Below are 25460 nucleotides of genomic sequence, written 5' to 3'. Positions count from 1 at the left end.
TTTTCTTCATATGAACGACTTGAAAAACATCTTCTAAGAGCCCCCACCACGTCTTATAGATATTTAAGAAACAAAAATTCCATATAGGGTATGGCGAGGGGTCTTGAGTGACATTTTGCATGTCCTTTAAGTAAAAAAACCGCCATCAGACGATTGATCAAATTGTCATCTGATGGCGGAGACCTCATGCTTATGAAACTATTTTATAAGTTGTGCTTATGGTTTTTATAGTCAGGATGGTGCTTGTATCCATCTTTCCAGAATGTCGCACCTTCTACGCCAAGCTTAGTGGAATTGTAATGTGGGTCTTCACCCGTAGCAAGTTGTTCTTCATAATCTTTTAGTGATTGAATGGCTGGCTTTCTCAGTAGAATAATGGCAATAATATTGAGCCACGCCATAAGCCCTACACCAATGTCTCCAAGACCCCATGCCAAGGAAGCAGTACGTACAGCGCCATAATATATAGCACCTAGAAGCAATACTCGAGTAATGTTCACTACAATTTTATGGTTCTTGCCCTCTTTAAATAGATAGAGTATACATGTCTCAGCATAGTAGTAGTAAGCCATGAGAGTTGTAAAAGCAAATAAGAAGAGTGCAATTGCAACAAACTGACTTCCAAAACCCGGAATAAATGAATCCACAGCCATTTGTGTGTAGGCCGGTCCTATTTCAACACCAGGTATGTTTTCAACAATATAGCCTCCCGATGGTTGACTCACATTGTATGTACCTGTGAGTAGAATCATAAAACCTGTGGCTGAGCAGACAAAGAGTGTGTCCACATATACAGAAAATGCCTGTACAAGTCCTTGTTTTGCAGGATGCGAAACCTCAGCGGCACCAGCTGCCATAGGCCCAGTACCCTGACCGGCTTCATTTGAATATATCCCTCTTTTAACCCCCCAGGAGATTGCCATTCCTATAATTCCGCCAAAAGCTGAGTTTAGACCAAATGCACTGCTGAATATAAGAGCCAATACTGCAGGTAGTTTTGAAATATTAATAACAATAATGATAATAGCTATAAGAATATAAGCACCTGCCATGAAAGGCACTAGAATTTCCGCAGCCTTACCAATTCTATGAACACCACCGAATATAATCACAGATAGACAGGCCACAATAATAGCCCCTGTGATATAAGGACTCAAACCAAATGCAGTGTTCACTGCTGCTGAAATGCTGTTTGCCTGTACCCCAGGTAAAAAGAGTCCCATTGCAATAACCGATGATATAGCAAAAAGAACCGCATACCATTTCATTCCAAGACCCTTTTCAATATAATATGATGGTCCCCCGCGGTATAAGCCATCAATTTCTTCTTTATAGATTTGCGCAAGAGCCGCTTCGACAAAAGCTGAACCCGAGCCAAGAAATGCAATGACCCACATCCAGAATAAGGCCCCTGGTCCCCCTAAGGCAATGGCTGTCGCAACGCCTGCAATATTACCTGTTCCAACTCTTCCTGACACAGCCATAGCGAATGCTTGGAATGACGAAACACCCTGCTCCGATTCTTGGCCGTGAAAAAGCAACTTAATCATGTTCTTAAAATGTCTAACTTGCATAAACCGCGTTGAAATCGAAAAATACAAGCCCACACCCAAACACAAGTAGACCAGCACCGGACTCCAAATAATACTGTTTAAACCATTAACAATTGCAGCCATAAATGACCTCCCTTAAAAATGTGTTCCAATGTAAAAATACAATCCCACATTACATTTATATCCATAAATGAAAAACCTGTAACATTATCGAGAAATCTTAATATATAAATACCGAGCTGAATTTATAAATGTTCACAAATACTTTAAAACATTTTACATATTTTTACAATTTAACCCTTACATTATTTTTAAATATACACTATAATAGTGTATATGAACGGTTTAAAATATCTCTGGCCTTATGACCTAGCTTATATAAATGTTTTTATTTAAAACTATATATACGGGGTATGGCGGTGATATGAACCTATAAATTTTCCAAACACTTTATATTAGATGATTAGGAGTGATATTATGACTTATGAAATAAATAAGACCTACTTTGGATTTAAACTTACCAAGAAATATGAAATTAAGGAAATTGACTCAATAGCCCATCTTTTCGAGCATGAAAAATCAGGTGCCGAATTACTCTATCTTAAAAATGATGATGACAACAAGGTCTTCTCTGTTGCATTTAGAACCCCTCCTTCAGACAGTACGGGTGTGCCTCACATTGTGGAACATTGTGTTCTTTCCGGTTCAAGAAAATACAAGACGAAAGAACCCTTTATGGACATGGTTAAGGGGTCACTTAAAACTTTTATTAACGCAATGACCTTTAGTGACAAAACCATATACCCAGTTGCCAGCCGCAACGCCAAAGACTTTTTCAACCTGATGGATGTCTATCTGGACAGTGTTTACTTTCCTATGATTTATGATGAACCAGAAATTTTCATGCAGGAAGGTTGGCACTATGATATTCACGATAGAAAAGATCCTCTAAAATGCACAGGCGTTGTTTACAACGAAATGCTAGGCGCATATTCCACACCGGATGCCGTTCTCGATGATGCCATTAGCGCGTCCCTCTACCCAGACACTTGCTACAGTTTTTCTTCCGGTGGTGACCCTGATGTGATCCCAGAATTGACATTTGATGACTTTACAAATTTCCATAAGAAATATTACCATCCGTCAAATAGTTATATCTATATTTATGGTGATGGAGATATTGATAAATACTTGGAACATATTAATGAGGATTACCTGACCCATTTTAATAAAATGTCCGTTGATTCGACTATTGTTGTACAGTCTCCCCAGTCCACACCTTCTCATTCAGTTAAACACTATCCAGTTTCTGACGATGAGACTGTTGAAAACAAAGACTATCTGGCACTAAGTTACAACGTTGGTCTGGTCACAGATCCAGTTGAACACTTAACCGCTCAGATTTTAAAACACGCTCTGATTTCATCCACAGCAGCTCCAGTGAAAAAAGCCCTCCTCGATGCAGGCATTGGCGAGGATATATCCGCATCGATGACTGATGGTGTCCACTGTGGCCTTTCCATCATTGCAAAAAATACATCAGAAGACAGAAAAGAAGACTTCGAAAACATTGTTACAACAACATTGATGCAACTGGTTCAAGCTGGCATTGATAAAGACCTTATCCGTTCTTCTATCAATATCGTGGAATATGATATGCGAGAGGCTTCTCGATTTGCTACAAAGGGCATTATTTATCATATTAATTCTATGCAGAGCTGGCTATATAGTGATAATCCCACTGCATATTTAGAGTACAATCCCATACTGGAAAAGCTAAATGCCCTCCTTGAAACAGACCACTATGAGAACTTTGTAAAAGAGAGAATATTAGGCAATGCTCATGCTTCTCTTGTTGTATTAAAGCCAGAAAAAGGACTTGGTGAAGCCAAATCAAATAAACTGGCTGAAAGACTTCAGGTCTATAAGGACAGTCTTTCTGAACAAGAGCTGGATACGCTTATTGAAATGAATAAAAAACTCCAGAAGAAGCAGCTTTCACCTGATACAGCGCAAGACTTAGCAACTATACCAAAGCTTGATGTTTCAGATGTGAATCCTGATGTTGAAAGAATCCCTCAGGATATTGAACAAAGACATAACTATACCCTGCTCCATCACGATATTTTTTCAAATGATATCGGGTATGCGGACTTTCTGTTTGATTTGAGCACATTGCCATTTGAACTTGTGTCTTATGCCAACCTACTCACGTATTTGATTACAAAACTGGACACCAAGGACCAGTCCTATGTTGACTTAACCAAAGAAATTTACAAGCACACTGGTGGTATATCCCTGCAATCCGTTATTTATCCTGCAAAGGACACTGACCAGTTTTTCTACCCGCGTATAGCTGTTCGTACAAAGGCCATTGGCAATCAAATCGAGAAAATTAATGACCTGCTTATTGAAGTTTTAACCCGAACTGAGCTTACAGATACGAAAAGAATGAAAGAGCTAATACAGCAGGCTAAATCAAGAATTGAAATGAATATAATTCAGTCAGGTAATTCTGTGGCAGGACGCCGGGCCATGTCCTACTTTTCACCGATTGCTAAATATACAGAACATCTTACAGGCCTTGACTTTTACTGGTTCCTAGAAGACCTTTTAAAAGACTTCGATAAAACGTCACAAAAACTTGTTGAGAATCTGAAAAAGACCTTCAATACCATTTTCAATAGCAATAACCTTGTGGTGAGTTTCACCGGGTCTAAAAAAGACTACACGAAGTTCACAAGCAATATTGAAAGCCTTGTGGAAAAACTACATTCTGAAGAACTGCCTTACCAAACATTTGACTTCACTTACGATCAAATCAATGAGGGCATACCAACCTCTGGGAATGTTCAGTACGTTGCAAAGGCATCAAATTACAGAAAACATGGTTTTGACTACCACGGAAGTATAAATGTTTTAAGTGTTCTTTTAAATAGTGAGTTCCTCCACGACAGAGTTCGTGCCAAGGGCGGAGCCTATGGTTGCCATATCTCTGCCAGCCACACTGGAAATATACAAATGGTTTCTTACCGTGATCCAAATCTCGTAGAAACACTGGATGTTTACAACCAAGTGGCTGATTATATTGAAAGCATAGACCTGACAAAAGATGAACTGACTAAGTATATTATCGGGGCTATTAGCAAGCAAGATGGCGCCCTAACACCTCATATGAAGGGTCGTACAGCTACAGCAAACTTTATAAGTGACACGTCTTATGAAGAACTTCAACAGGAACGTGATGAAATTATAAACACGACTTCAAGTGACCTAAAATCCTTTGCCTCTCTCATACGAAAAACTATGAATGATGACTTTAAATGTGTCCTTGGCAACGACAGAAAAATCAAGGCGCATCAAGATGTGTTTGAACACATTGTTCCACTTAAAAAAAATAGTGTTAAATAGTTTCAAACTGAGCAACACTACAATTTAAATGTAAACCAATAAAAAAGGTGCCTACTTGGCACCTTTTTTATTGGTTTACAACCTTTGTATTCATTAAATTAAATGGCTCTTACCTTTCATCATCTTTTACAGCAATAAAGTTCATACTGGCTCTTTCACACTTCCACTGACAATGGATTTTCCCTGTAAAGCTTGTATTTTTCAGTGTGCCTTTGATCGTCATATGACCAAAGTTCTCGTCTATGTATGAGGCTTCTAAAATATCACTCTTAACATCCACGTTTGTGAAGTAAAAAGTACCTGAGGTGTCTAAGTTGCCCATATCTTTTATCTCGTATAAGATCAATACACCCTCTGGGTCAAATTGAAACTCCAAATATGACAATGACTTGCCAATATCAAAATAGCTTTCGCCAGCACTTAGACTCGCAATATATCCCAAGTAGGTCCCTTGATCTAAGGTGTTTCTTCTTCCACTTGTCACGTTTTTTTCTGTCATAGACATGTCCTGCCCAGCTTTGTCAGCCAATTGTGCATGAACACTTTGTTCTGGACTTTCAAATCCACTCATTATAGGGATTACAAGCAGGCAAAGACATACAAATAGAAAAATACGACCTTTATCTTTAAGCATATTTATCACCATTTCATTATTTTGTCGTTTATGGATGTTAGAAAAATAAACACTCAAAACATTCTATTGGTAATATATATGCCCTACATTTCAGATTTATAATTTCATATGGCAATTAATTATAAATCTTTATATTTTAAACTCCACTGCTAGACATTTTCCAATCACCTTGATTTTATTTATGTCTACTTTTATGGCAGAGTCATCATTTAAACTCTTCATGAGCCTTACTGTTTGACCTTCTTTTACAAGCATTCTAATAATTTTCTTTTGGTCCATCTCAAGAAGATAGATTTGCCCATTTTGAATTTCGTGGGTTTTAGCAAGTGTCACCACATCATTTTTTTGAACACGCATTTTCTTCATTTGGTCATTAGAAACTCTCACAAACATTATTTTATCAGGATGGTGACCTAGAATTTTCTTCCCAAGGACGGGCAATTCTTTTGTATCAACCACTTTACCCGTTAAACAGTCTTCTACTGGATATTTCTTAATAACCCCCGCTAAGGCGTCGGCCCACTGGGCATTGGGTTTTATATTCGGTGTGTTTGCATTCGAAGACTGAACCGTCTTGGCTTTTGTTTCAAGCTTGGGCTTTGGAAGTTCATCTTCTAGTCTTTCCGACTTCTCACCCAGGGATTCGAGAATTTTATCCGCAAACGCTTCTTTAATTATCTTTTTACCTGATTCAATTTGAATAATATAGTTTACAGACAAACCGCATTTTTTAGCCAGTTCTTTTTCTGTTAACTTTGCATTTAATCTTGCTTTTTTTATTTTTTCAGCCAATCTGTTCATACTTTCTCCTGTTCTATTCCAATTTCATTTTCATTTTTCAATAAATACCACAGCACTGTCTACTTAAATGACATTTCCCCCATAGGGAGCTCTATTTCATATTTTAAACCATTCTTGGCCCTTTCATCAATGCGAATTTCTCCATCTAAGGTTTGTGTTACTGCACTATGTACAATAGACAAACCAAGTCCTGTTCCGCCTTGGTTTCTTTTAGTCGTGTAAAAAGGCTCGAAAATTTTGTCTTTTTCTCCTTCCGACAAACCGATCCCATTGTCAGCGTATTCAATAAGGACCCTTTCTTTTTTCTTTTTTACGTGTATGTCGATTTGACCTGATGGTCTGTCATCAAAACCATGAATCACAGAATTCATGGTTAGATTCCTTATAACTTGGGATAGTGCAGATGGATCAATGACCATATTAATATCCCTAGGGCATTCAATGCAGTATTTATGCGACGATTCTCTTAGTTCCGGTTTAAGAGCATTCATTTGTGCATGAAGATACTCGTATAAATTGATTTCCCGTTCATTCATCTGAATCTTGCCAGACGAAAGCATCTTAAACCTTTCCACTAAATCTACAACCGTTTCCAGATTATTGTGAAACATGTCTGTTGCAGATATCATATCATCTAAATATTCCACCAGACAATTTTTAGTCAGTCTCTTGTTTTCCAGCGTCTTCTTTATATGTTTTGAGTCTCTTTTCATATTGGAGTGAAGGGTCACGCAAATGCCAAGTGGTGTGTTGAGTTCATGGGCAAGTGATGAAACCATCCGTCCTAGTGATGCCATTTTTTCCGCCTCAACAAGTTTACCTTGGGTTCGCTCAATCATTTCCACTTGCTCTTCCAAAATAGCATTCATTTCTTCCAGTTCTGACTGTTTTTCTTCCAAGTTGATTAGGGAGTCTTTTAGTTTAGCATTGGAATTGTTCAAGTCCACTGTTCGATCAAGTACTTTTTCTTCAAGTCCCTGGTTAAGGACCTTAAGTTCGTATGTTTGTTTATGTATAATTTTCTGTGTAATATATATAACCACGGCACTCACGATGAGTAGTCCAGATATAGCTGCAAGCACATAATATGACCATATTGGCATTATTTCCGTAACAGTGGATTCAAACCAGTGATTTAGTCGGTCATGATAAAAACTGTCATCATCCATTTTCCACTTGATAAGAGCCCTGTCAAGCGCCGCAAGCAAGTCCTCATTGAAGCCCTTCTTCGTTGCAAAATGAACATTTACAGGATTTAATTGTATTGGGGTTTTTTTAATATTATAATCTGCATCATGTTGCATACCAAAGGTTCTGTTCACAATACCGACTTCAACTTCGCCCGACTCAAGCGCTGTAAACAAACTCAATTTATCTTCATACTCAGTATAATGTACGGGCACAGCAAACTGATTCAGTGTGTTCTTTAAACCATTTTCACCTAAATAGTGAATATCATTTTTATACACACCGACCCGTGCATTGTACATGTCTTGAAAAGATTCTACTCGACTGTTTGAATTTATATATATTTGTCCCCAATTGACAAAAACCGACTCCGTATTGAAGGTATATTTTTTGGAGCGAGTATCTGAATAAGCTACACCGACCATAATATCCACGTCGTTTGATTCAAGAGCCTTAAGTCCATCGCCAAACTCATAATTTTTATATACTAAAATCCAGTTTTCTCTTTGGGCCACTTCTTCAAGAATGTCAACTAGAAAGCCTTTGGCTTCTTCATCTTCAAAAAAGACCAGGGGTTTATTGGGGTATATTCCAACCTCAACAGTCTTGGTTTTCGGTGTTGCAAATGTACCAGTACATGTCGTGATGACAACCAGCATTAGTGCCATTAATGATATAAATAAGGGACTTTTTTTCATAACACACCTCACAGAACTTTTTGTATACCCTTATATTTTACCAAAATTATACCAAAACTAACATGTCTTACATACTTTCTCTATGAATGATACAAGAAAATATATGGTATTATTATACTAACGAAAGGAGGAGATATTATGCAACTCGGCGAACGCATTAAAACCACTGAAAATGCAGATATTCATCTCTTCGATCAAACTAAGGTTATTAAATTATTTAACAAGGGGATTTCTGAAGAAATCGTAGACTATGAATACAAAATTTCTTTAACAGCAAAGCAATACGGCTGTACCTGTCCTGATATATATGAAAGAACTGAGGTCGAGGGGCGACATGGTCTGGTTTTTGAAAGGATTATAGGTAAAACTATAAATTATCTTCTTAAAAAGCCATTCTCAAGTGCAAGACAAATGGCCATGCACACAGCTTCTGCCCATGCCCAAATTAACAAAGTGGCTTTTGGTTCATCGGGACACCCCTTCGATGAAAATTCTATTGTTCTTAAACGCCAATATGATTATTTTCGCAGTAAAATTTTAAAAATTGAAGTTCTGTCTGATGAGGAAAAGAAAAGCATTCTGGACTATCTGCACCGCCTTCCTGATGCCCTAAGGCTCTGTCACGGAAATTTACATACAAGTAATTTTATCGTGTCAAAGTCAAAGCACTATATCGTTAACTGGGAAAACGCCTATATCGGTCACCCAGCCAGCGATGTGGCCAGAACTGTTCTTATGCTTCAAATTCCTTACGATCATGAGGATATTCCTGGTTTATTAAAACCCATGTTTTCAATGATCCTTCAGTCATACGCCGCCAGCTATATTAAAATGTATACGTCCATAACTGAAATAGAAAAAAGAGACATCGACGCTTGGATGTTGCCAGTGGCGGCGGCACGGTTAAGTGAAAACAGACCACATGAACGCGAATGGCTCATTGCATTCATAAAAGATGAACTTCATAAACAGTCGTATCATTAAATAAAGGAGACCAGCATATGTACACTTCCGTTATTTTTGACCTGGATGGCACACTTCTTGACACGGTGTCTGACCTTGCTGAAGCAACAAACAAAGCCCTTGTAGATCTTGGTTTTCTTGCACGAAATGAAGAAAACTATAACAGATATTTAGGCGACGGTGTTTATAACCTCATGATTCGTGTCCTTAACGATCAGCCCGCTCACTTACGCCCAAGCAAGGATCGGTATGAAACTCTCGTTCCTGAGCTCGTTTCTAAACAGAAGTTCTATTATAAAGATCTATGGCAAAATCATACAAAACCTTATAAAAACATCATTCCTCTCATTCATGCTCTTAAAGCATCTGGGGCCAAGATTGGCGTTGTATCCAACAAACCACATAAGTTTGCTGTTCTTATGACAGAGCATTTTTTTAAAAGTGGAACTTTTAATACGATTTTAGGTCACAAGGACAATGTCCCTGTTAAACCTGCACCTGACGCTCTATTCAGTGCCATCAATACACTCAATATTGATAAAGATAGCCTGCTGTATGTAGGGGATACCGACACGGATATGAAGACGGCTACAAATGCTGGCGTAGCTAGTGTTGGCGTAACTTGGGGATTTAGAAGTGAACAGGAGCTTCGAGAGAACAATGCACATTTTATTGTGCATGATCCAATGAAAATTCTAGATTTATATTTAGGATAAGGCCTCGCGGTCAAATCAAATATAAAAAAAGACGTATGCCCCAATAGGAGGCATACGTCTTCTTTTATTGACTTTATTATTGTCTTAATTATTTTTCTGCGTTTACATTGTCTTTCATAGCGTCGTACTGTGTGCTTAAGACATCACTATTAATTTCAAATCCATTTTCCTCACGCATTTTAATGAGGGCTTTAAATCCAATGGAATCATCTTCCTTGAGCTTGTTTTCAGCTAGTGTTTTAACGATTTCAGCTCTCATATCATCCAGAGAAGCCTTTTCACCACCGCCAGTTTTAAGAATGATATGGTAACCAAATTGAGATTTTACAGGCGCTTTCGTAAACTCACCTGTCTCAAGGGCATAGGCCGCTTCTTCAAAAGCAGGTACCATCATGCCCTTGCCAAATGAACCCAGTGAACCACCCGCTGCGCCGGATCCTGGATCATCAGAATATTCTTTGGCCAATTCAGCAAAATCCTCTCCTGCTTCAATACGCGTTATAAGCTCTTTCGCCATATCTTCTGCCTTTTTCCAGTCACCCTCTTCTTCGCCAGTAGGCTTAATGAGAATATGACTTGCTTCGACTTCTGGTTCAAAAGCCTCATAATATGTCTGAATGTCTTCATCAGTTAAAACTTCGTTTTCTATGTAATTTTCAATATAAGCATTTCGTTGTAGATTTAGGTAGAGAGCACCCTTATAAGCTTCTTCTCCATCAAATCCATTTTGTTTTAGTGCACTTTCAAACTCTTCACCATAGTATTCTTTTATGCCAGCAAGGTTTTCATCAACTGTTGCCTTCATTTCATCTGTGACAGGTTGAATTGTGTCAAGAATGCCCTGATCCACCATTTCTAGCATTATAGCCATACCAGATTGTGAAAGCAGTCTGTCATATAGAACACTTTCTTCAATTTGACCTTGCTCATATGAAGCGATTACCACCGAATCAGCAGAGCCTTCTGTTGACGCACCAGGTGCACTTGAACTACATCCTGTTACGGCTGCTGTTAATAAAAGAGCGGTCAGCAGACCCGCTAGTCTTTTTTTCTTATGCATATTTTGCCTCCGTCTTTTCATAGTATTTCATGAATTTACATACTATTATAGTATAACAGTATTTTATGGACATTTTATGAATGTTTTCAATAAAATAGCCAAGTTGACTGAAATCAACCTGGCTCGTTTTAATGACTTATTCTCCGTCGTTGTTTTTATAGTGTCTGACGATTGCTTCTACAATTTCTGGATCAAACTGTGTTCCAGCACATCTATTCAATTCCTCAATGGCATCTTCATGACTCATTGCACGTCTATATGCCCTGTCAGAAATCATGGCTTCGTAAGCGTCTGCTACGCTTATAATCCTTGAAATCAATGGAATTTCAATCCCTTTCAAACCTTTTGGATAACCTGTTCCATCGTACCATTCATGATGACTTAAGGCATATTCAGCAAGGGATGAATATGCATCCACTGACTTAAGAATTTGATAGCCGCTTTCAGGGTGTTTTTTCACTTCCACATATTCCGATTCTGTGAGCGGTCCTTCTTTATTCAGAACAGACTCACTAATGGCAATTTTGCCAATGTCATGCATCAGACCAGCAATTTCGATCTCTTTAATCAATTGATCATCCAGTTCAAGTTCTTCTCCAATATTACGGCTTATTATGCTGACATTTTCAGAATGTATTTTTTCCCTTTTATTTTTTGCATTGAGAGTTTCAAGTATCACTTGTATGGTTTTATTTCTCATACTTTGACTTTCTGTTAATTTATTTCGATACATCTGATCTTCAGCTTTTACAAAAACATCCATGATTGGTTCTAAATCATTGTTTTTAGTTTGACAACCGATGGATACTGAAACCGGCACGTTTGAAACAGACAGATATTTCATTTCAGCTTGAATCCGATCTACAATTTTACTGGCTTCAGTGTGCGTGGTTGCCGGTAAGAGCACGATAAATTCATCTCCACCTATCCTCGCAATGATATCATCTGTGCGACACTGATTCATTAGAACATTTGATACTGATTTAAGCAATTCATCACCAGCCAAATGACCAAAGGCGTCATTGGTTAGCTTTAACCCATTTACATCGAGCATAACAAGAGAAAGAGGAAGATTTCTTACTGTATCAAGTCTTTTAAGTTCCTCTTCATAAAATCTTCGATTATAGAGTCCCGTAAGCTGGTCATGAAAACTTAAATGTTCAATACGCTCTAAGTGCTCCTTGTTCTCAGTGATATTTCTAACAATAGCTAGAACTTCTTCTGAGGTAACCATCATAAACCTTGTTTCGAAATATTGGTCACGGCCGTTGACTTTTAACGAATACTCAAATTGTTGCATTTCATTTGTCTCAAGAGTACGCTGTATAGACACAAGACCTTGATCGGCAACCTCTTTTGGCATGACATCGTGCAGTGTTTTTCCAATAAAGGCATCTTTGTGAATGTAAAGATCATCCTTTCTGTTTTCCAAGCAGTCGAGGAAAACACCCTTGTCGCTATATAGGAAAATTAAATCAGGCAAGACCTCAATAATAGCCCTGGTTTTCATTTCACTCAATTCCAGAGCCTTTTTACTTTCATTCATGTCATGAAAAAGATTTTGGGTCCGGTCAAGGGTTTCATTGATTCTATTACGTATTGGTGAAAAAGGATCCGCCCTATCTAGGGGGAGTCTATAGCTTATATCCCTATCAAGTGAAATACGCTCAATATCTTGATCTAAACCAAGCAAAGGTTTGATGATAAAACGACGCTGGATGACAAAAAGCACAAGCACGGACAAGACTGCCATTATAAATGTGACCCACAAAATCAAACTTTTCTGTTTTTCAGCATCAAGATAGTCACTTATCGGTACAAAATTTCCAATAATCCATCCCGTCTCTTCAATTTTGTTCCACCCAAGATACCCCTTCTGACCGTCTAGATTTACATAGTGTACCCCTTCTCTGGTTGATGAGACTTTCTCTTTGAGTGGTCTTGTCAAAATTTCTACATTTTCTCTGTCTGTGTCATTGTCGGCAAAATCCGAGTGCATAATCACCTGGTTGTTTGAATCCAAAAAGAATGCGAATCCATTTTCAGAAATTGTCTGTTCTTCTAAGACACGAATGATACTTTCAAGAGAGTTATCCCCTCCAATAACGCCAAGATAGTCCCCTTGCTTGTTGTAGACTGGTTGAGCAAAGGTCACAATCCAAGAGTCTTCTGTTGCATTCAAGTAAAGAGATGTTGTAATGAGCTTATCCTCTTCTGTGGCTTTAATATACCAAGGCCTTGTTCTCAAATCAAAACTTTCTGGTGGAATCCAACCGCTCCCGTTAATCATATGATTTTCTGGGTTCCCAAAATAAAGGGATGTATAAGTCGGCGTTTTTTCCAGTTTCCTTTCAAGAAAATATAGAATATCATCCTCATCCTCTGTCGTCTGCAATATAATTTCAATAGATTCTAGTGCCTCTACACTTTGATCAAAATATTTTTCTATCAGACTATTCATATATTCCATTTTAAGACCTATACTTGTTTCTAGCTCTTGATGTATTGTGGTCTCGTAAAACTGATATTGATAGTACAAACTCAATCCAATGGTAAAAACCAAAAGAAAAGCAAGACCATAAATTCTATTGAAAAAACGCTTAATTTAAATCACCCCAATTTGATTTTGCCAATAATTTCTAAAATAAGTGGTGCATTTTTTACATAATCCCAATACATCATACCATCAAAGCAATAAAACGCACAGTTCAATTCTGAGCGTTTTATTGCATATAGTTATTATGACTCAATATTCTAGTCTATTTGAACCACTTCCTCTGCCTACTTTTGCAAAGAGGTTCTAAATGTCATTCTTGCACTTTGCCCCTGCAATGTGAATTGAATCGTTCCTGTAAAAGTTCCATCAAGCACGATTCCAGATACAGTAACAGGGCCAATGCTTGAATTCTGTGTAGACATGCTTATATTGTCGCCTTCCTTTTGGTATGATGAAAAAAGAATTTCACTGGAACTATCCATTGATTGAGATCCTTGAATGGAATAACGCGTTGAAACGGACGTATCTCCAAAATCAAATATCACAGAGCTCACATTCGTTCCAATCTCTTCTTCAAACGGTCCAGCTGTGACTTTAATCAAATACCCCTTATACACCGCCTTTTGACTTTCCATGGCTTCAATTTCTCTTGCGACCTCTTCAATCGCCTTTGCCTTAAGCTCCTCTTCAAATCCCATTAGAAGAACTTTCATATCGTTTGACATATAGTCAAAGCTTGTATCACCACTCTTGGCTTGTTCGATGTTGCCTCTTAATTTCTTTTGAGCTTCATCTATAACTTTCACTGTACTCTGCGCTTGTGCCTCTTTTGTTTTAACAAGTCCATCCACAATATTTCCAACAATTTCACTTCCCGCTTCATCGAACTTATCATGCAATTGACTTGCCTTTTCATTAAAGTCATCCACAACACCATTGATTTTTTGACCCGTTTCTGAGGTGTCAAAATCATGCTTTATTGATTTCTTTGCTTCATTCAAAAGCTCATTTTTATCAATGCGAACTTTTTTCACGATTGTTTGAAGGGCCTCATAAAAATTCTTTGCTTTTTCAGGAATGATTTTATCCATCTCTTCTTTGCCCATAGACATAAACATATCCTTAGCCCCTGTTAAAATGTCAGCTTTATACAGGGTCGACGCATGCACAAGATTCATTATTTTTTCTGTGGTTGGTTTTTTCCCATCAAATGCATTGGCAAGAGATGAAACCAGCCCCGTATACCCTTTCACTGTAAAAGACAGAGGTTTCTTTATAATATTGCCAAGCGGAATCTTCCCAAGTACTGTACCCAGTTTTGACTCGATTCCCTTTTGAAGATTACTTGCAGCAGAAGATAGTATACGGGCCACCTCTCCTGGTTGTCCATTAATTATTCTTTTAACGGATTTTATTTGCTCTTCAAATGCAGCCTTATCGTCTATGCCAACAGCCAGCTTTAGGCTTGCAAACGCCCCCTTAACTGACCCATAAGCAACATCAGCTGTCTTACCAACTATATTCGTGGTCGCAGTGAAAAGTCCCGTACCTATTTCTGCAACCGTGTCAGTAAAGGAGGTCCCAAAAGAAACAAGTCCCGTGATGACCTTCTGGGTTGTTGAACCCGCCTTGTTCTTGAGCTGAACTGCCTTTGAGGTTTCATCAGCATATGCTATCCCAAAGAGTTTTACCGGAAAAGTACCAGCCTTATAGTCTTCTTGAGTTTCAGGTATTTCTAATCCATATTCTGAGTGTTCTATAAGTGCATTTGAAAAACCCTCTGCCAGAGATAAATAGTAATCAATTTCGACTGAAAATAAAGCCTTTGCATCATCATCAACTGAACCATCCGGAAAGTCTTTTTCAAGAAGGTCTTTCGCAGCCTCTGCAGTCTCTATCACCGCATAAGCTGTTGCTAATGCATAATATTCATCCGCTTCTTCTAACGCTTGCAACCTTGATATTAATCCTATTCTGGTGTTAATCATATCCTCTAAAACATACACTTTTTCATTAAGAACATCTAAATTTTCTTTTAACTGAGCCGCCATATTTTTATCAGATTCATACTCTGATGCTTGCAGTAAATCTTGCAAAGTGACAAGATCAAGACTCAGCTGAAGGAAGTAATCAGAAACTTCAACAGACCGAGCGAGTCGGATCATAACTGTCATTTCCTTATACCAGCTATCTAAATACGCATTGTCAGAGGAAGCATTATACATATCAATTTTTAAGGTTTGATCCAGTATTGATGCTAAATATTCGCTATGTAGCCCATGAACAGCTTGATAATACTCAGGAAGTTCTAGTTTAGCCCCCCCAATGCCTTGTATTAAGTCAGCTTGAAGTGAATCAATGACTTCCATCGATGCATAGGTCAGTTCTTCAAGATTCTGTCCATCTTCGATTATTTTTTGCACAAGATCCTGACGTTGTTCTGGATACTGATTGTCCGAAAACACCATTATGTCACTCTCTGACATGTAAAAAAGACTCTCAGACAAGGCATCATTTAAACTTGTATCAAATAGAAATTCCGCAGCTGCTTCTTCAGAACTGAAGGGCTCTGTCATTAATCCACTGTCTTCAAGGACTTCCATAATACCTTTTGAAACAACTGGCGACTCTGAATTCTCAGCGGATGATGGCTTCACCGAACCCTCTGAATCGCTGGGTTTCTCAGCCCCTGGAGCTTCCGATCCACATCCTGTAAAGACGCCACCTATAGTCAGTACAATAATTAAAATCAGTGCTAGACCTCGTTTGTTTAACATAACTGGTTTCCTCCCCATTAGAGTCCTAACTTCCCCTATCCAATTAGTGGTCCTATCAAGTTATCCGCAGAAACTTCTACAAGAATCTCATTCCTTCTTAAGAAAGAAACTGACAGTTGGGGGTCGTAGTAGGCTCTTATATACCCTGACTCCCTTATTAAATTATGAGACTCCACCCAGTGATTGAGTTTCTCAATATGCCTGTTAATATTCTGTGTTGTCGCCGCACCACGATATCTTATGGCCACATAAATGGCACTATCAATATACTGAACTCTCAACTCTTTTTTTAAGGGTGAAGGCACATCCCCTTTATATTTTTTTGGAACAACAATGGCCATAATTTTTCTATCATTTCCCGTTTTGACTAAGACAGGTGTCACAAGGTCCAGTTTGACCCCCTTGTCATTATCATAATTCATGTAATTAAGCAGATCATTATAAACCCCATTCATGCCCATTTTACTCTTGTTCTCATGTTCTACTATGTAAAAAGCATCATATTTTCGGATTTCAAATTCACCATCTTTTGATAAAACATTATATTCCAGAGTATTTTTTCGTAACATGTCACCACCTCATAAAATTTATACCCATTTGTCCTTAAATATATTACTTTACCTTTTGGCCTTGTAATCATGGCTTTACACAAGCATTAAGGGCGTGGAATTTAAATTCCACGCCCTTAATTTAAAACTCTAATTTTTAGTTTTTCTTTAATTCAAGCGCTTGCAAAATTACAGAACCACATTCTCAAATATTATTATTTTAGTCGCTCACTTATTGGTATCTTCTTTGGGCAGTTCGATTGTAAAAGTTGTGCCTTCTCCTTCAACAGATGAACACTTTAGCAAGCCACTGTGTTCTTCTTCTATAATGCTTTTACTGATACTGAGTCCAAGTCCAGTTCCAACACCTTCTGATTTCGTTGTAAAAAAAGGTTCAAAAATACTTTCGATGTTTTGTGGTTTAATGCCTTTGCCGTTATCCGCAAATGTAATGAGAACATGCGCCTCTTTTTCTTCAATGCCTATTTTCAGTTTCCCAAGTCTTGATATATGCTTGTCTGCAATCGCGTGGGATGCATTTATGATTAAGTTCATAAAAACTTGCCTTAGCTTAGAAGCATTTCCAACTATATATACTTTCTCATCTTCATTGTACTGAAGCTGGATATTTGCATTATACTTATACTCATTCTTCGTTAATAACAGGACTGTTCGAAGTTCTTCAATAATATCCACTGAAGCCTTTTCATTCTCTTCTCTTTTATAGAGGTGTTTTTTCATGCTACTGGTGATTTCTGATATTTGCTTTAAACCCACAAGACAATCTGCTATGGTCTCTTTAAAGTCGTCAACATCAATCGAATCCCCCTTCAATTCTGACAAGACCGTCTCAAGATATTCCACGTTTGTGCGCACATAGGATAGGGGACTATTGATTTCATGCATTATGCCTGAAGTCAAATAACCAAGTGTGGCCACTTTCTCTTGTTCCGCCACCTTTTCACGATAATGTTTATTGGCTTCCATTAGCTCTTTTTCTTCTGTTACATCTTTAAGCAGGCAAACATAGCCTGCATTTTGACCATCTTCATTAACAGGAAAGACAGAACCACTTGTCCAGAAATATTCATTTGATCTCTTTCTCAAATGCACTTCCCCTTGCCAAACAAGACCATTTGACACACAATCATATATGGACTTTCCAAAATCATGGGGCTGTTCTCCTGAAATAATTGTCATCCAGTGCTGATGTAGAATATCCTCTTTTTTTATACCTGTAAGCTCTTGATATCGGTCATTGACATACTCAACAATCCCCTCTGCATTGGTGATGATTATCATAGATTCACTTTGATCTAGGGCTGTGTTCAATTTTCTAAGTTTTTTACTTTTATTCAAATCTTCTGTAATATCACTAACCATACACACATAGAAGTGACGACTCTCATAGCTGTCATGAATATGTTTTATCATCCACCTGCAAAATATGGTTCTATTTGATTTTGTAACATTCTTAAGGATTAGATCTTTGCTTGCATTTTCTTGAACATCTCCAAGAACACGATTCATTTTCATAAGGTCTTTATCAATGGACACAAGCTTGATCAAATTTTTCTTTTCCACTTCGTAAGGCATATAGCCAAAAATCTCAGACGATTGTCTGTTCCATTTTAAAATTCTAAAATCATCTGAAAGAAGTATAATACCAACTGGTGCTTCATTGAAGGCTTCCAAATAATTTGAACTCAGACCCAGTAGTTTCATTTCAGATTCTTCAAGGCTTTCAGCCAGTTCAATAAAAACTCTGAACTGATTTTCAAAATTATCGTATTCAGCTATGACTATACAACCAACATGGACCCCGCCTGCACCAAGAAGCATTATAAAAATTGCAGGTGTGGGATCTCCAGTTTTGGCATTATGAAAGAGTTGCTTGGTCATATCCTGATAGGATGGTCCCACAACTTCCATGAAATTGATTCTTTCAATTTCATTTAAATCATAGTGTAAATAGCTCGAAAGCAAATCACTCATAATTACAAAATTGAAATTTTCATCAAGCACTTGTATGTTTAAGTGACCACCATTATTATTGGCCTTTAACCTCTTATGTGAATACCGCTTTTCCTGACTGTACATTTGTACTTTTTGCTGGACTGACAGTATATTCATGGGCACATTTTCGATATTGTAAGGTTTGTCAAAAAGAAAACCTTGTACAGAATAGCAGGCCTTGTCCTTTGCAAATGCCATTTGTTCATACTTTTCTACCCCTTCAATAATGACGTTAATATTGAGGGTGTTCGAAAGACTAATTATACCATTTAGAATCATCACAGCATCAATGCTCTTATCGATATTTTGTATAAATGATCCATCTATTTTTATATAGTCATATCTGTTCTCTCTTAAGCGCTGAAACGAGGCATACCCCTTACCAAAATCATCAATCGCCAACAAGAATCCTTCATTTCGCAACTTGACAAGGTCTTCCACAGGGGCTTCATAACTATTGTTTTCCGCCACCTCTATTACAATCATAGACCGCCTTATATTATAGGCACTGGCTAAATTGCAAATTGTTTCAGCGAATGTTTCAGAAGTGAAACTCATAGATGAAACATTTATATGAAATCTAAATTCATCGGTGAGGCCTGTCTCTGAGAGATATTGGAATGTTTTCTTAATAACCCAAGTGTCAATGGTCCTTACCCAGCCATTGGACTCAGCAAAACCTATAAAATCTTCTGGTGTGATAAGCCCCAGCTTTGGATGATTCCACCTTAGATAGATCTCATAGCCTTCTATACATTTGGTGTTTAAGTTTACAATCGACTGGGCGTGGAGCTCAAAAGATTTTCCATCAAGCGCATTTTTGAGTTCTTGCCTAAGAGTGATGTAGCGTGAGTTGGTCCCAAGGGATGGATGAAGAAGCACTGTATTATATTCACTTTCACCGAACTCACCACGTAATCTACACAGCTCTTCTACTTCCACTTGTTTTAAAAAACCAAAATGTAGGATTGCAAAACGCGCACGAATAGAATACCCACTACGCATATTCTTGCGCATTAGAATGTCATCAATGATAATGGACAGGGCTTTTAACACTAGATCAAGAGGCGATGTGGTAAAGACAAAAATATCCGTGTCAAGTTCAACATACTTATACTGAATGCCGTATGATCTAAAAATACTGATCATGATTGAACGAACTGTTCCTAGTATGTAACTGGCATGTTTTAATTTTTCCTTTTCAAAATATAAACCCACATCTATAAGATAGCCTGGCACTTCATCGTTCATTTCGATTAAATACGACACGCCTTTTTCTGCTGTTTCATAGTCTAACGTGTTAATGTATCTAGTCTTGCTTATTTTGACAAGTTGAATCCACTCTTTGTCAAAGCTCAGCTGTAGGGATTCAACATTCACCTGTTTTCCTTCTAATGTCTCTATTTGTTCAATACGATTCCCTTGTATAGCCTCACTATCTTCAACATTAAGATGTTCAGACAAGCTACTGCTGTACAGATCAGCCAAAGGGTGCCCGAGTATTTCAGAAGCCTTTGGAGTGGCATATGCGATTTTTCCATTCATTAAATCATTTGAATTTATAATAAGTATGCCGTTGTCTGATTCAAAAATCATCTTATTAAGCAGTATGGTTTCTGATGACTTACTGACAAACTTCTTCTCTATTTCAAGTATTTCAAGAGGCTTTTCATCATATAAATACCTCGATTTTGAGATTGAAATTGCTTCCTGGTTTTCTTCAGCGAACGTCTGACAAACCAGCACATCCCCCTGAGATTTTTTCAAAGCAACATAAGGGACACTAGAAATAAAGCCACTTAATATCTTATTAAAGGCTTGTAGAGTCATGCCAATCAATTTTTTGTCTTCTAAATTAAAAAGTTCATGTGTTTTTTGGTCTGCTTCTATAATTAGTTTTTTGTCTGGATCAATGATCACTTTGTAAATTGAATTGTCATTTATTATTTTTTTTAATTCTTCATCTGCAATTCTGACAGGATTAACTTTGTTCATCGAATTGCCCTCCTTCGATGTCATCTGTCTTTATATACCCGTCTGCCAAGAATTCTCACTACACATGCAATTATATTTATAATTCCTTAATGAAATATCTCACTTGGTCACAATGGTAAAGGCATCTCCAGTTCTAACAGTCATGACAGAAGTCCCCAGCATCTTTTCTTTCATATGGTCTACCACCAACTTGTCTGTGCAATGGATCGGATATATTTTTTTTACACCAATTGCATTCAAGTATTTAATAGTCTCTTCCAGCTGTAAATCCTTATGTTTTAAGTGGAGACCACCAATAATGGCATAGGTCCTGACATCACCTGTAATGCTAATGGCATGGTCAACAATATTGCATATACCAGAATGGGAACAACCGCTTATGATAATGTTGCCTTTTTCACTTTTAACAACTAGGGCACTATCATCCAGTATGGAGTCCCCTTGACCACTTTCTAAATATGAAAACGGCTTAGAACTTTCAAAATCGTATTTTCTTGGAATCCCCCCCATAAAAAATACATCTTTATAAAGTTCCGTTGGGGCATCAGACATTCGTAGAATAAATCTTTCCTGCGCTTCTTTTAAAGTAAGAGGCAGGCCAATCTCACTACCATCTCTATTCCTGAATCGTTTGACAAAACTCCCAATATGACAAACCAATTCTTTATTTATTAGGTATGAAAGTCCATTTCCATGGTCATAGTGTCCATGACTTAAGACGACGAAGTGGGCTTTGTTGACATCAATTCCCATCTTGACTGCATTTTTTATAAAAAGCGCTGACTGGCCTGTATCAAATAATATCTTGAGTTCACCAATTTCTAAAAATAGGGACAAACCGTGTTCGGACTCGTATCCGATGCCTTCATTGTTTTCAACCAAAACGTGTATGTTCATAAAAGCCTCCATCTCTCACATCTACAAATATAGTGAACTTCATAATTGTTCAAATTTAACGTTTCTACTTATATCTCAAATGAAACCTTGGTGTAGTACCCATAGTCTGATTCAATCTCAAGAGACCCTCCATGGGCCTTTAATATTTGATCACAAACATAAAGGCCAAGACCATAGCCTTTCACAGCTTTTGAATCTTGCGTTCGATAAAATATGTCTTTGACCTGGATCAAGTCATTTTCTCGAATCCCTTGACCGGTATCATAAACTGTAAATTTAAGACCTTGTGAAGTGGATTTGACTGTCACTTGAACATGATCCTCTTCACTAGAATATTTAAGGCTATTTTCGATCAGATTAACAAGAACCCTTGTTATGTTCATCATATCAATGCTTATAGACTTGTCCTCATGAAATATTTCCTTAGCAACCTCTATTTTACGGTCACTTTCTGCATACAAACGTCCGATTTCAAACAGGATTTGATCAACGGCATCTTGTCTGGATGTTTCCTGCATTTCAACCACATGGCTATGACCAACTTCATAGGCGAAATCAAGCACATTATATATTAAGTGTTCTAAGTCATTGGTGCTCTTAACAATGCCTTTTTTAAACTTCATCTTCATTTCCTCATCATTTATAGTTCCACTTTCAAGGCCTCTTGCATACCCTTTAATGAGGGTTAGAGGGGTTCTTATGTCATGAGATAGGGTTGCGATAAAGTCTAAATTTCGGTTATTGATGTTATCAAGCTCTTTGTAGAGTTGATTCAGGTAAATTTCAAGCTTTTCATGTTCAATTTCAAAATTTCGACTCCCATTTTCAAGAACCTTTCTAAATCCAGACATGGCAGCTTTAAAGTTACTGATTTCACTAGGCTCTTGCCCCATTTCTCTTTCTTTTTCCTGCTTGTCTAGAAACTCAAATGGGAGTTTATGGATCATGGTATCCTTATACTTAATAGAGTCTTCAATAACTTGATTAATATCTTCAGTCATTTCTACAAGTGGTTTGCCAATCATATCTGTTAAATAGATACTCAATCCAAGTGCAATAAAAACAAAAACGATGCCCACTTTTAAGACCGTCCCAGCAAGTTCTTTGGATTTTGAATAAATTTCTTCAGAACTCAAATAAGAAATAATACGCCAATTGTTAAAACCTAGATCTCTTTCCATAACGATGTGTTCTTCACCTTGAATATTTGCCCGTATATAGGAATGTCCATTTGCTTTATCATCCATTGTCAATAGACCAAAATTATCAAATCTCTTTGAAATCATATGAGAATCCGGATGAGAAACGATTTTGTCATAGGAATCCACAATAATATAGCGACTCTTGTCATTAAAGGCTAGGTCTTCTAAGAAATCAGAGAAATATGTCGCAAAATAGCAATACCAGTGTAGCCAATCACTTGGCTCTTCTCATTGTAAGTTGGTGTTAAGGTTATAACAATTTGAGTTTGATCAGCCCGACTCAGTAAAATGTCGCTGGTATTTGTCTTTTTATCAAATAAGGCCCTTTGAAAATACATTCGTCCACTCACATCAATACCAACTGCTTCGGGCATAGCCGCTGAAACAATCATCCCCTCATGATCCACTAAGAAGAGATCCATATACACAGGCCTATCATTGTTTTTATCAGCCATTAAGTTTTCTAAAAAAGCATCACTATTCTCCTGGGACAGAGTGCCCTTAAAATACTCTTTAACCTTATGGTTTAAACTCAACTTTTCTGTTTCAAGAACAATGCTTTTGAGAAGCAAACTCACATTTTCATTGGCCCTGTCTACTTGTGCATTCATCATAATTTCAGATTCTTCATTGAGTATTTTACTGGATTGATGAAAAATTGCATTTATAGACACAATTATCATAACGATGAGCATAACGCCCACGAGTAAAGTTGTTTTATGTTTAATGGACATTTGATCAGCTCCAATTCTAACCTCATGTTTAACCCTATTTAAAGTCTCTTACATTGTATAAGCATCTCCATTTTATGTAAATGATCATTTCGCATTTTTAAGTTACCGGTCTCAGACACATGCTGTATGCCCCCCATACAAGTGCCTTAAAGTTTAAAGACAAAAACAGCCTCCATTCTCCATTTGCTAAGCGGATGAATGAAAGCTGTTTCATCTTATTTTTATAGGCTTAGACATGTCTCACCTAAAGAAACAAATGCCCTACCATAGCTGCTAGTATTAAGGAAAATATAGTTCTTTCAATCCATACAATTACTATATCTTTGATAGAAAGTGGTATCTCTGTTGACATGATACAAGGTATGGATGCAGAGAAAAACAGGACAGCCGAAACGGATACGACGCCTACAACGTATTTAGCAAGCAAAGCCGCCTCCTTAACAAGGAGTGCAGGTAAGAACATTTCTGCCACTTCAAGGGAGCTCGCCTTTGCCACAAGCATGGCATCAGGAAGTTGAAGCAATGATGTCACTGGATAGAAAATAAATCCCATAGCGTCAAATACCGGTGTGTATTTTGCAAGTATGAGTCCGAACAATCCAATGGAGAGTATGGATGGTAAAATACCCATAGCCATCTTGAATCCGTCCACCAGGTTTGCTGTAATGTTTTTTACCAAAGATTCTGATTGAGAGGATGCCATTAGGCCGTCATGAAGGGCATTGACAAATATATTGCCTTCACGTTTCTCCTCTTCTATGACTTTGCCATAATAGTTGGTGTCAGGTTTTTTTGAAAGCGGGTAGACTCGAACTGTTAAGGCTGTAACAGTGAATGTGATGATGAGCGTGGACCAAAAATAGAAATTCCACATGTCCATTAGGCCAAGGGTCTTGGCAACAATAATCATGAAAGTTGCAGATACCGTCGAAAACCCTGTGGCAATTATAGCCGCTTCTTTTGCTGAGTATTTCCCTTCTTTATAAACACGATTTGTAATAAGAAGTCCAATAGAGTAACTGCCTACGAAAGATGCAACAGCATCAATAGCACTTCGTCCAGGCGTTTTCCAAATGGGTTTCATAACGGGTTGCATGATAACACCAATAAACTCAAGCAGTCCATACCCAACTAGAAAAGCTAAGAATACAGACCCTAGAGGGACAATAAGCCCTACTGGAATAACCAGTTTATTATACAAAAATGGCACCATATCACTTTCAAACAACCATGCTGGTCCAAAGTTAAAAACAGCCATAAAGGCCACAGCCAGACCTAAGACTTTAGATACTGAGAAAAAAGCCGTCACCTTGTCTTTATTCCAAGTCTTACTGTAAAACGGAAATGCCGCCCCTAGTATAATCACAATGAGTCCATAATAAGGCATAAAACCCGGTGCCAGTGTCTTAACAAATGTCACCGCATGATCAAGTGGAATTGTCGTCTTTTCTCCAATTGTCACTGGTATAAAAAACATAAGTATTCCAATGCCACTTAAAGCAATGAATTTTATCCAGTCTAGCGTACTCGCTGTGAAACTTTTGTTTGTCTTCGTAGTCATTTTTTCAGCTGGTTTCCCCATATAAACCTCCCCTTTTTCTGCTTTCACTTTTGATATATTAGAATATTTTGAATATACAATTATTATATATTTCATTTTTCTGAAATTTTCGATTATGAACACATCTATATAATATTGTTATAGACCTGTCATAAAAAGGTGTATATTTACAGTTGAATAAGTCTGGCTACTTTGGTTATGATATTTAC

Annotated in this window: 16 protein-coding genes; 3 read left to right on the top strand and 13 right to left on the bottom strand. The window is 37.6% G+C overall.

Annotation, left to right across the window (positions count from 1 at the left end; all coding sequences use genetic code 11):
- Nucleotides 1–203: 203 nt before the first annotated feature.
- Nucleotides 204–1676: an alanine/glycine:cation symporter family protein gene (locus tag ACQ4KW_RS09805; RefSeq protein ID WP_430886352.1), complete on the bottom strand. Its 1473-nt coding sequence runs from the start codon at nt 1674–1676 to the stop codon at nt 204–206.
- Between the two features lie 354 nt (nt 1677–2030).
- Here ACQ4KW_RS09805 and ACQ4KW_RS09800 point away from each other — a divergent pair, with 354 nt between their 5' ends.
- Complete coding sequence (locus ACQ4KW_RS09800; protein WP_430886351.1) at nt 2031–4964, top strand: insulinase family protein; 2934 nt, start codon at nt 2031–2033, stop codon at nt 4962–4964.
- 109 nt (nt 4965–5073) lie between these two features.
- Here the strand turns inward: ACQ4KW_RS09800 and ACQ4KW_RS09795 are convergent, their stop codons facing one another.
- The 3 genes from ACQ4KW_RS09795 to ACQ4KW_RS09785 form a co-directional block, all read right to left on the bottom strand.
- Entirely contained in the window at nt 5074–5598 is a 525-nt protein-coding gene (locus ACQ4KW_RS09795) for a hypothetical protein (RefSeq protein WP_430886350.1), read from the bottom strand.
- A 129-nt stretch (nt 5599–5727) separates the two neighbouring features.
- Nucleotides 5728–6399 (bottom strand): S24 family peptidase, encoded by a 672-nt coding sequence (locus ACQ4KW_RS09790; RefSeq protein WP_430886349.1) that lies wholly within the window; start codon nt 6397–6399, stop codon nt 5728–5730.
- A gap of 59 nt (nt 6400–6458) precedes the next feature.
- Nucleotides 6459–8285, bottom strand: coding sequence for an ATP-binding protein (locus ACQ4KW_RS09785; protein ID WP_430886348.1), 1827 nt, complete (start codon nt 8283–8285; stop codon nt 6459–6461).
- Between the two features lie 138 nt (nt 8286–8423).
- On the opposite strand from ACQ4KW_RS09785, the gene ACQ4KW_RS09780 reads away from it, so the two are divergent.
- Together ACQ4KW_RS09780 and ACQ4KW_RS09775 are read left to right on the top strand one after the other, a co-directional pair.
- Nucleotides 8424–9269, top strand: a complete 846-nt coding sequence (locus ACQ4KW_RS09780) for a phosphotransferase family protein (RefSeq protein ID WP_430886347.1) — start codon at nt 8424–8426, stop codon at nt 9267–9269.
- 17 nt (nt 9270–9286) lie between these two features.
- Nucleotides 9287–9964, top strand: a complete 678-nt coding sequence (locus tag ACQ4KW_RS09775; RefSeq protein ID WP_430886346.1) for an HAD family hydrolase — start codon at nt 9287–9289, stop codon at nt 9962–9964.
- 88 nt (nt 9965–10052) lie between these two features.
- Here ACQ4KW_RS09775 and ACQ4KW_RS09770 read toward each other — a convergent pair whose 3' ends face one another.
- The 9 genes from ACQ4KW_RS09770 to ACQ4KW_RS09730 form a co-directional block, all read right to left on the bottom strand.
- The gene (locus ACQ4KW_RS09770) at nt 10053–11024 is read right to left on the bottom strand and encodes a foldase protein PrsA (RefSeq protein WP_430886345.1); all 972 of its coding nucleotides are present in this window, start codon (nt 11022–11024) and stop codon (nt 10053–10055) included.
- A gap of 136 nt (nt 11025–11160) precedes the next feature.
- Nucleotides 11161–13563, bottom strand: coding sequence for an HD domain-containing phosphohydrolase (locus tag ACQ4KW_RS09765; protein WP_430886560.1), 2403 nt, complete (start codon nt 13561–13563; stop codon nt 11161–11163).
- A 242-nt stretch (nt 13564–13805) separates the two neighbouring features.
- Nucleotides 13806–16298: a hypothetical protein gene (locus tag ACQ4KW_RS09760; RefSeq protein WP_430886344.1), complete on the bottom strand. Its 2493-nt coding sequence runs from the start codon at nt 16296–16298 to the stop codon at nt 13806–13808.
- A 35-nt stretch (nt 16299–16333) separates the two neighbouring features.
- Nucleotides 16334–16867 carry an SOUL family heme-binding protein gene (locus tag ACQ4KW_RS09755; protein ID WP_430886343.1) on the bottom strand — a complete coding sequence of 178 codons (534 nt, stop codon included), beginning with the start codon at nt 16865–16867 and terminating at the stop codon, nt 16334–16336.
- A 207-nt stretch (nt 16868–17074) separates the two neighbouring features.
- Entirely contained in the window at nt 17075–20857 is a 3783-nt protein-coding gene (locus ACQ4KW_RS09750) for an EAL domain-containing protein (protein WP_430886342.1), read from the bottom strand.
- A 99-nt stretch (nt 20858–20956) separates the two neighbouring features.
- Complete coding sequence (locus ACQ4KW_RS09745; RefSeq protein WP_430886341.1) at nt 20957–21754, bottom strand: MBL fold metallo-hydrolase; 798 nt, start codon at nt 21752–21754, stop codon at nt 20957–20959.
- 68 nt (nt 21755–21822) lie between these two features.
- Nucleotides 21823–23082, bottom strand: coding sequence for a sensor histidine kinase (locus ACQ4KW_RS09740; protein ID WP_430886340.1), 1260 nt, complete (start codon nt 23080–23082; stop codon nt 21823–21825).
- A 38-nt stretch (nt 23083–23120) separates the two neighbouring features.
- A complete protein-coding gene (locus ACQ4KW_RS09735; protein ID WP_430886339.1) occupies nt 23121–23690 on the bottom strand; it encodes a hypothetical protein in 570 nt (189 codons plus the stop codon).
- Between the two features lie 244 nt (nt 23691–23934).
- Nucleotides 23935–25272, bottom strand: a complete 1338-nt coding sequence (locus tag ACQ4KW_RS09730; RefSeq protein ID WP_430886338.1) for a YjiH family protein — start codon at nt 25270–25272, stop codon at nt 23935–23937.
- Between the last annotated feature and the right edge of the window lie 188 nt (nt 25273–25460).

This window comes from Tianxiuia mixotrophica (genome assembly GCF_050596425.1).
Taxonomy (GTDB): domain Bacteria; phylum Bacillota; class Clostridia; order Peptostreptococcales; family Acidaminobacteraceae.
Note: the sequence above shows the minus strand (reverse complement) of the source record. Positions and strands in the feature narration are given on the sequence as shown.

Coding starts and splice junctions, on each gene's coding strand:
- ACQ4KW_RS09805 (WP_430886352.1), bottom strand. CDS start 1,676: ATGGCTGCAATTGTTAATGGTTTAAACAGTATTATTTGGAGTCCGGTG.
- ACQ4KW_RS09800 (WP_430886351.1), top strand. CDS start 2,031: ATGACTTATGAAATAAATAAGACCTACTTTGGATTTAAACTTACCAAG.
- ACQ4KW_RS09795 (WP_430886350.1), bottom strand. CDS start 5,598: ATGCTTAAAGATAAAGGTCGTATTTTTCTATTTGTATGTCTTTGCCTG.
- ACQ4KW_RS09790 (WP_430886349.1), bottom strand. CDS start 6,399: ATGAACAGATTGGCTGAAAAAATAAAAAAAGCAAGATTAAATGCAAAG.
- ACQ4KW_RS09785 (WP_430886348.1), bottom strand. CDS start 8,285: ATGAAAAAAAGTCCCTTATTTATATCATTAATGGCACTAATGCTGGTT.
- ACQ4KW_RS09780 (WP_430886347.1), top strand. CDS start 8,424: ATGCAACTCGGCGAACGCATTAAAACCACTGAAAATGCAGATATTCAT.
- ACQ4KW_RS09775 (WP_430886346.1), top strand. CDS start 9,287: ATGTACACTTCCGTTATTTTTGACCTGGATGGCACACTTCTTGACACG.
- ACQ4KW_RS09770 (WP_430886345.1), bottom strand. CDS start 11,024: ATGCATAAGAAAAAAAGACTAGCGGGTCTGCTGACCGCTCTTTTATTA.
- ACQ4KW_RS09760 (WP_430886344.1), bottom strand. CDS start 16,298: ATGTTAAACAAACGAGGTCTAGCACTGATTTTAATTATTGTACTGACT.
- ACQ4KW_RS09755 (WP_430886343.1), bottom strand. CDS start 16,867: ATGTTACGAAAAAATACTCTGGAATATAATGTTTTATCAAAAGATGGT.
- ACQ4KW_RS09750 (WP_430886342.1), bottom strand. CDS start 20,857: ATGAACAAAGTTAATCCTGTCAGAATTGCAGATGAAGAATTAAAAAAA.
- ACQ4KW_RS09745 (WP_430886341.1), bottom strand. CDS start 21,754: ATGAACATACACGTTTTGGTTGAAAACAATGAAGGCATCGGATACGAG.
- ACQ4KW_RS09735 (WP_430886339.1), bottom strand. CDS start 23,690: ATGTCCATTAAACATAAAACAACTTTACTCGTGGGCGTTATGCTCATC.
- ACQ4KW_RS09730 (WP_430886338.1), bottom strand. CDS start 25,272: ATGGGGAAACCAGCTGAAAAAATGACTACGAAGACAAACAAAAGTTTC.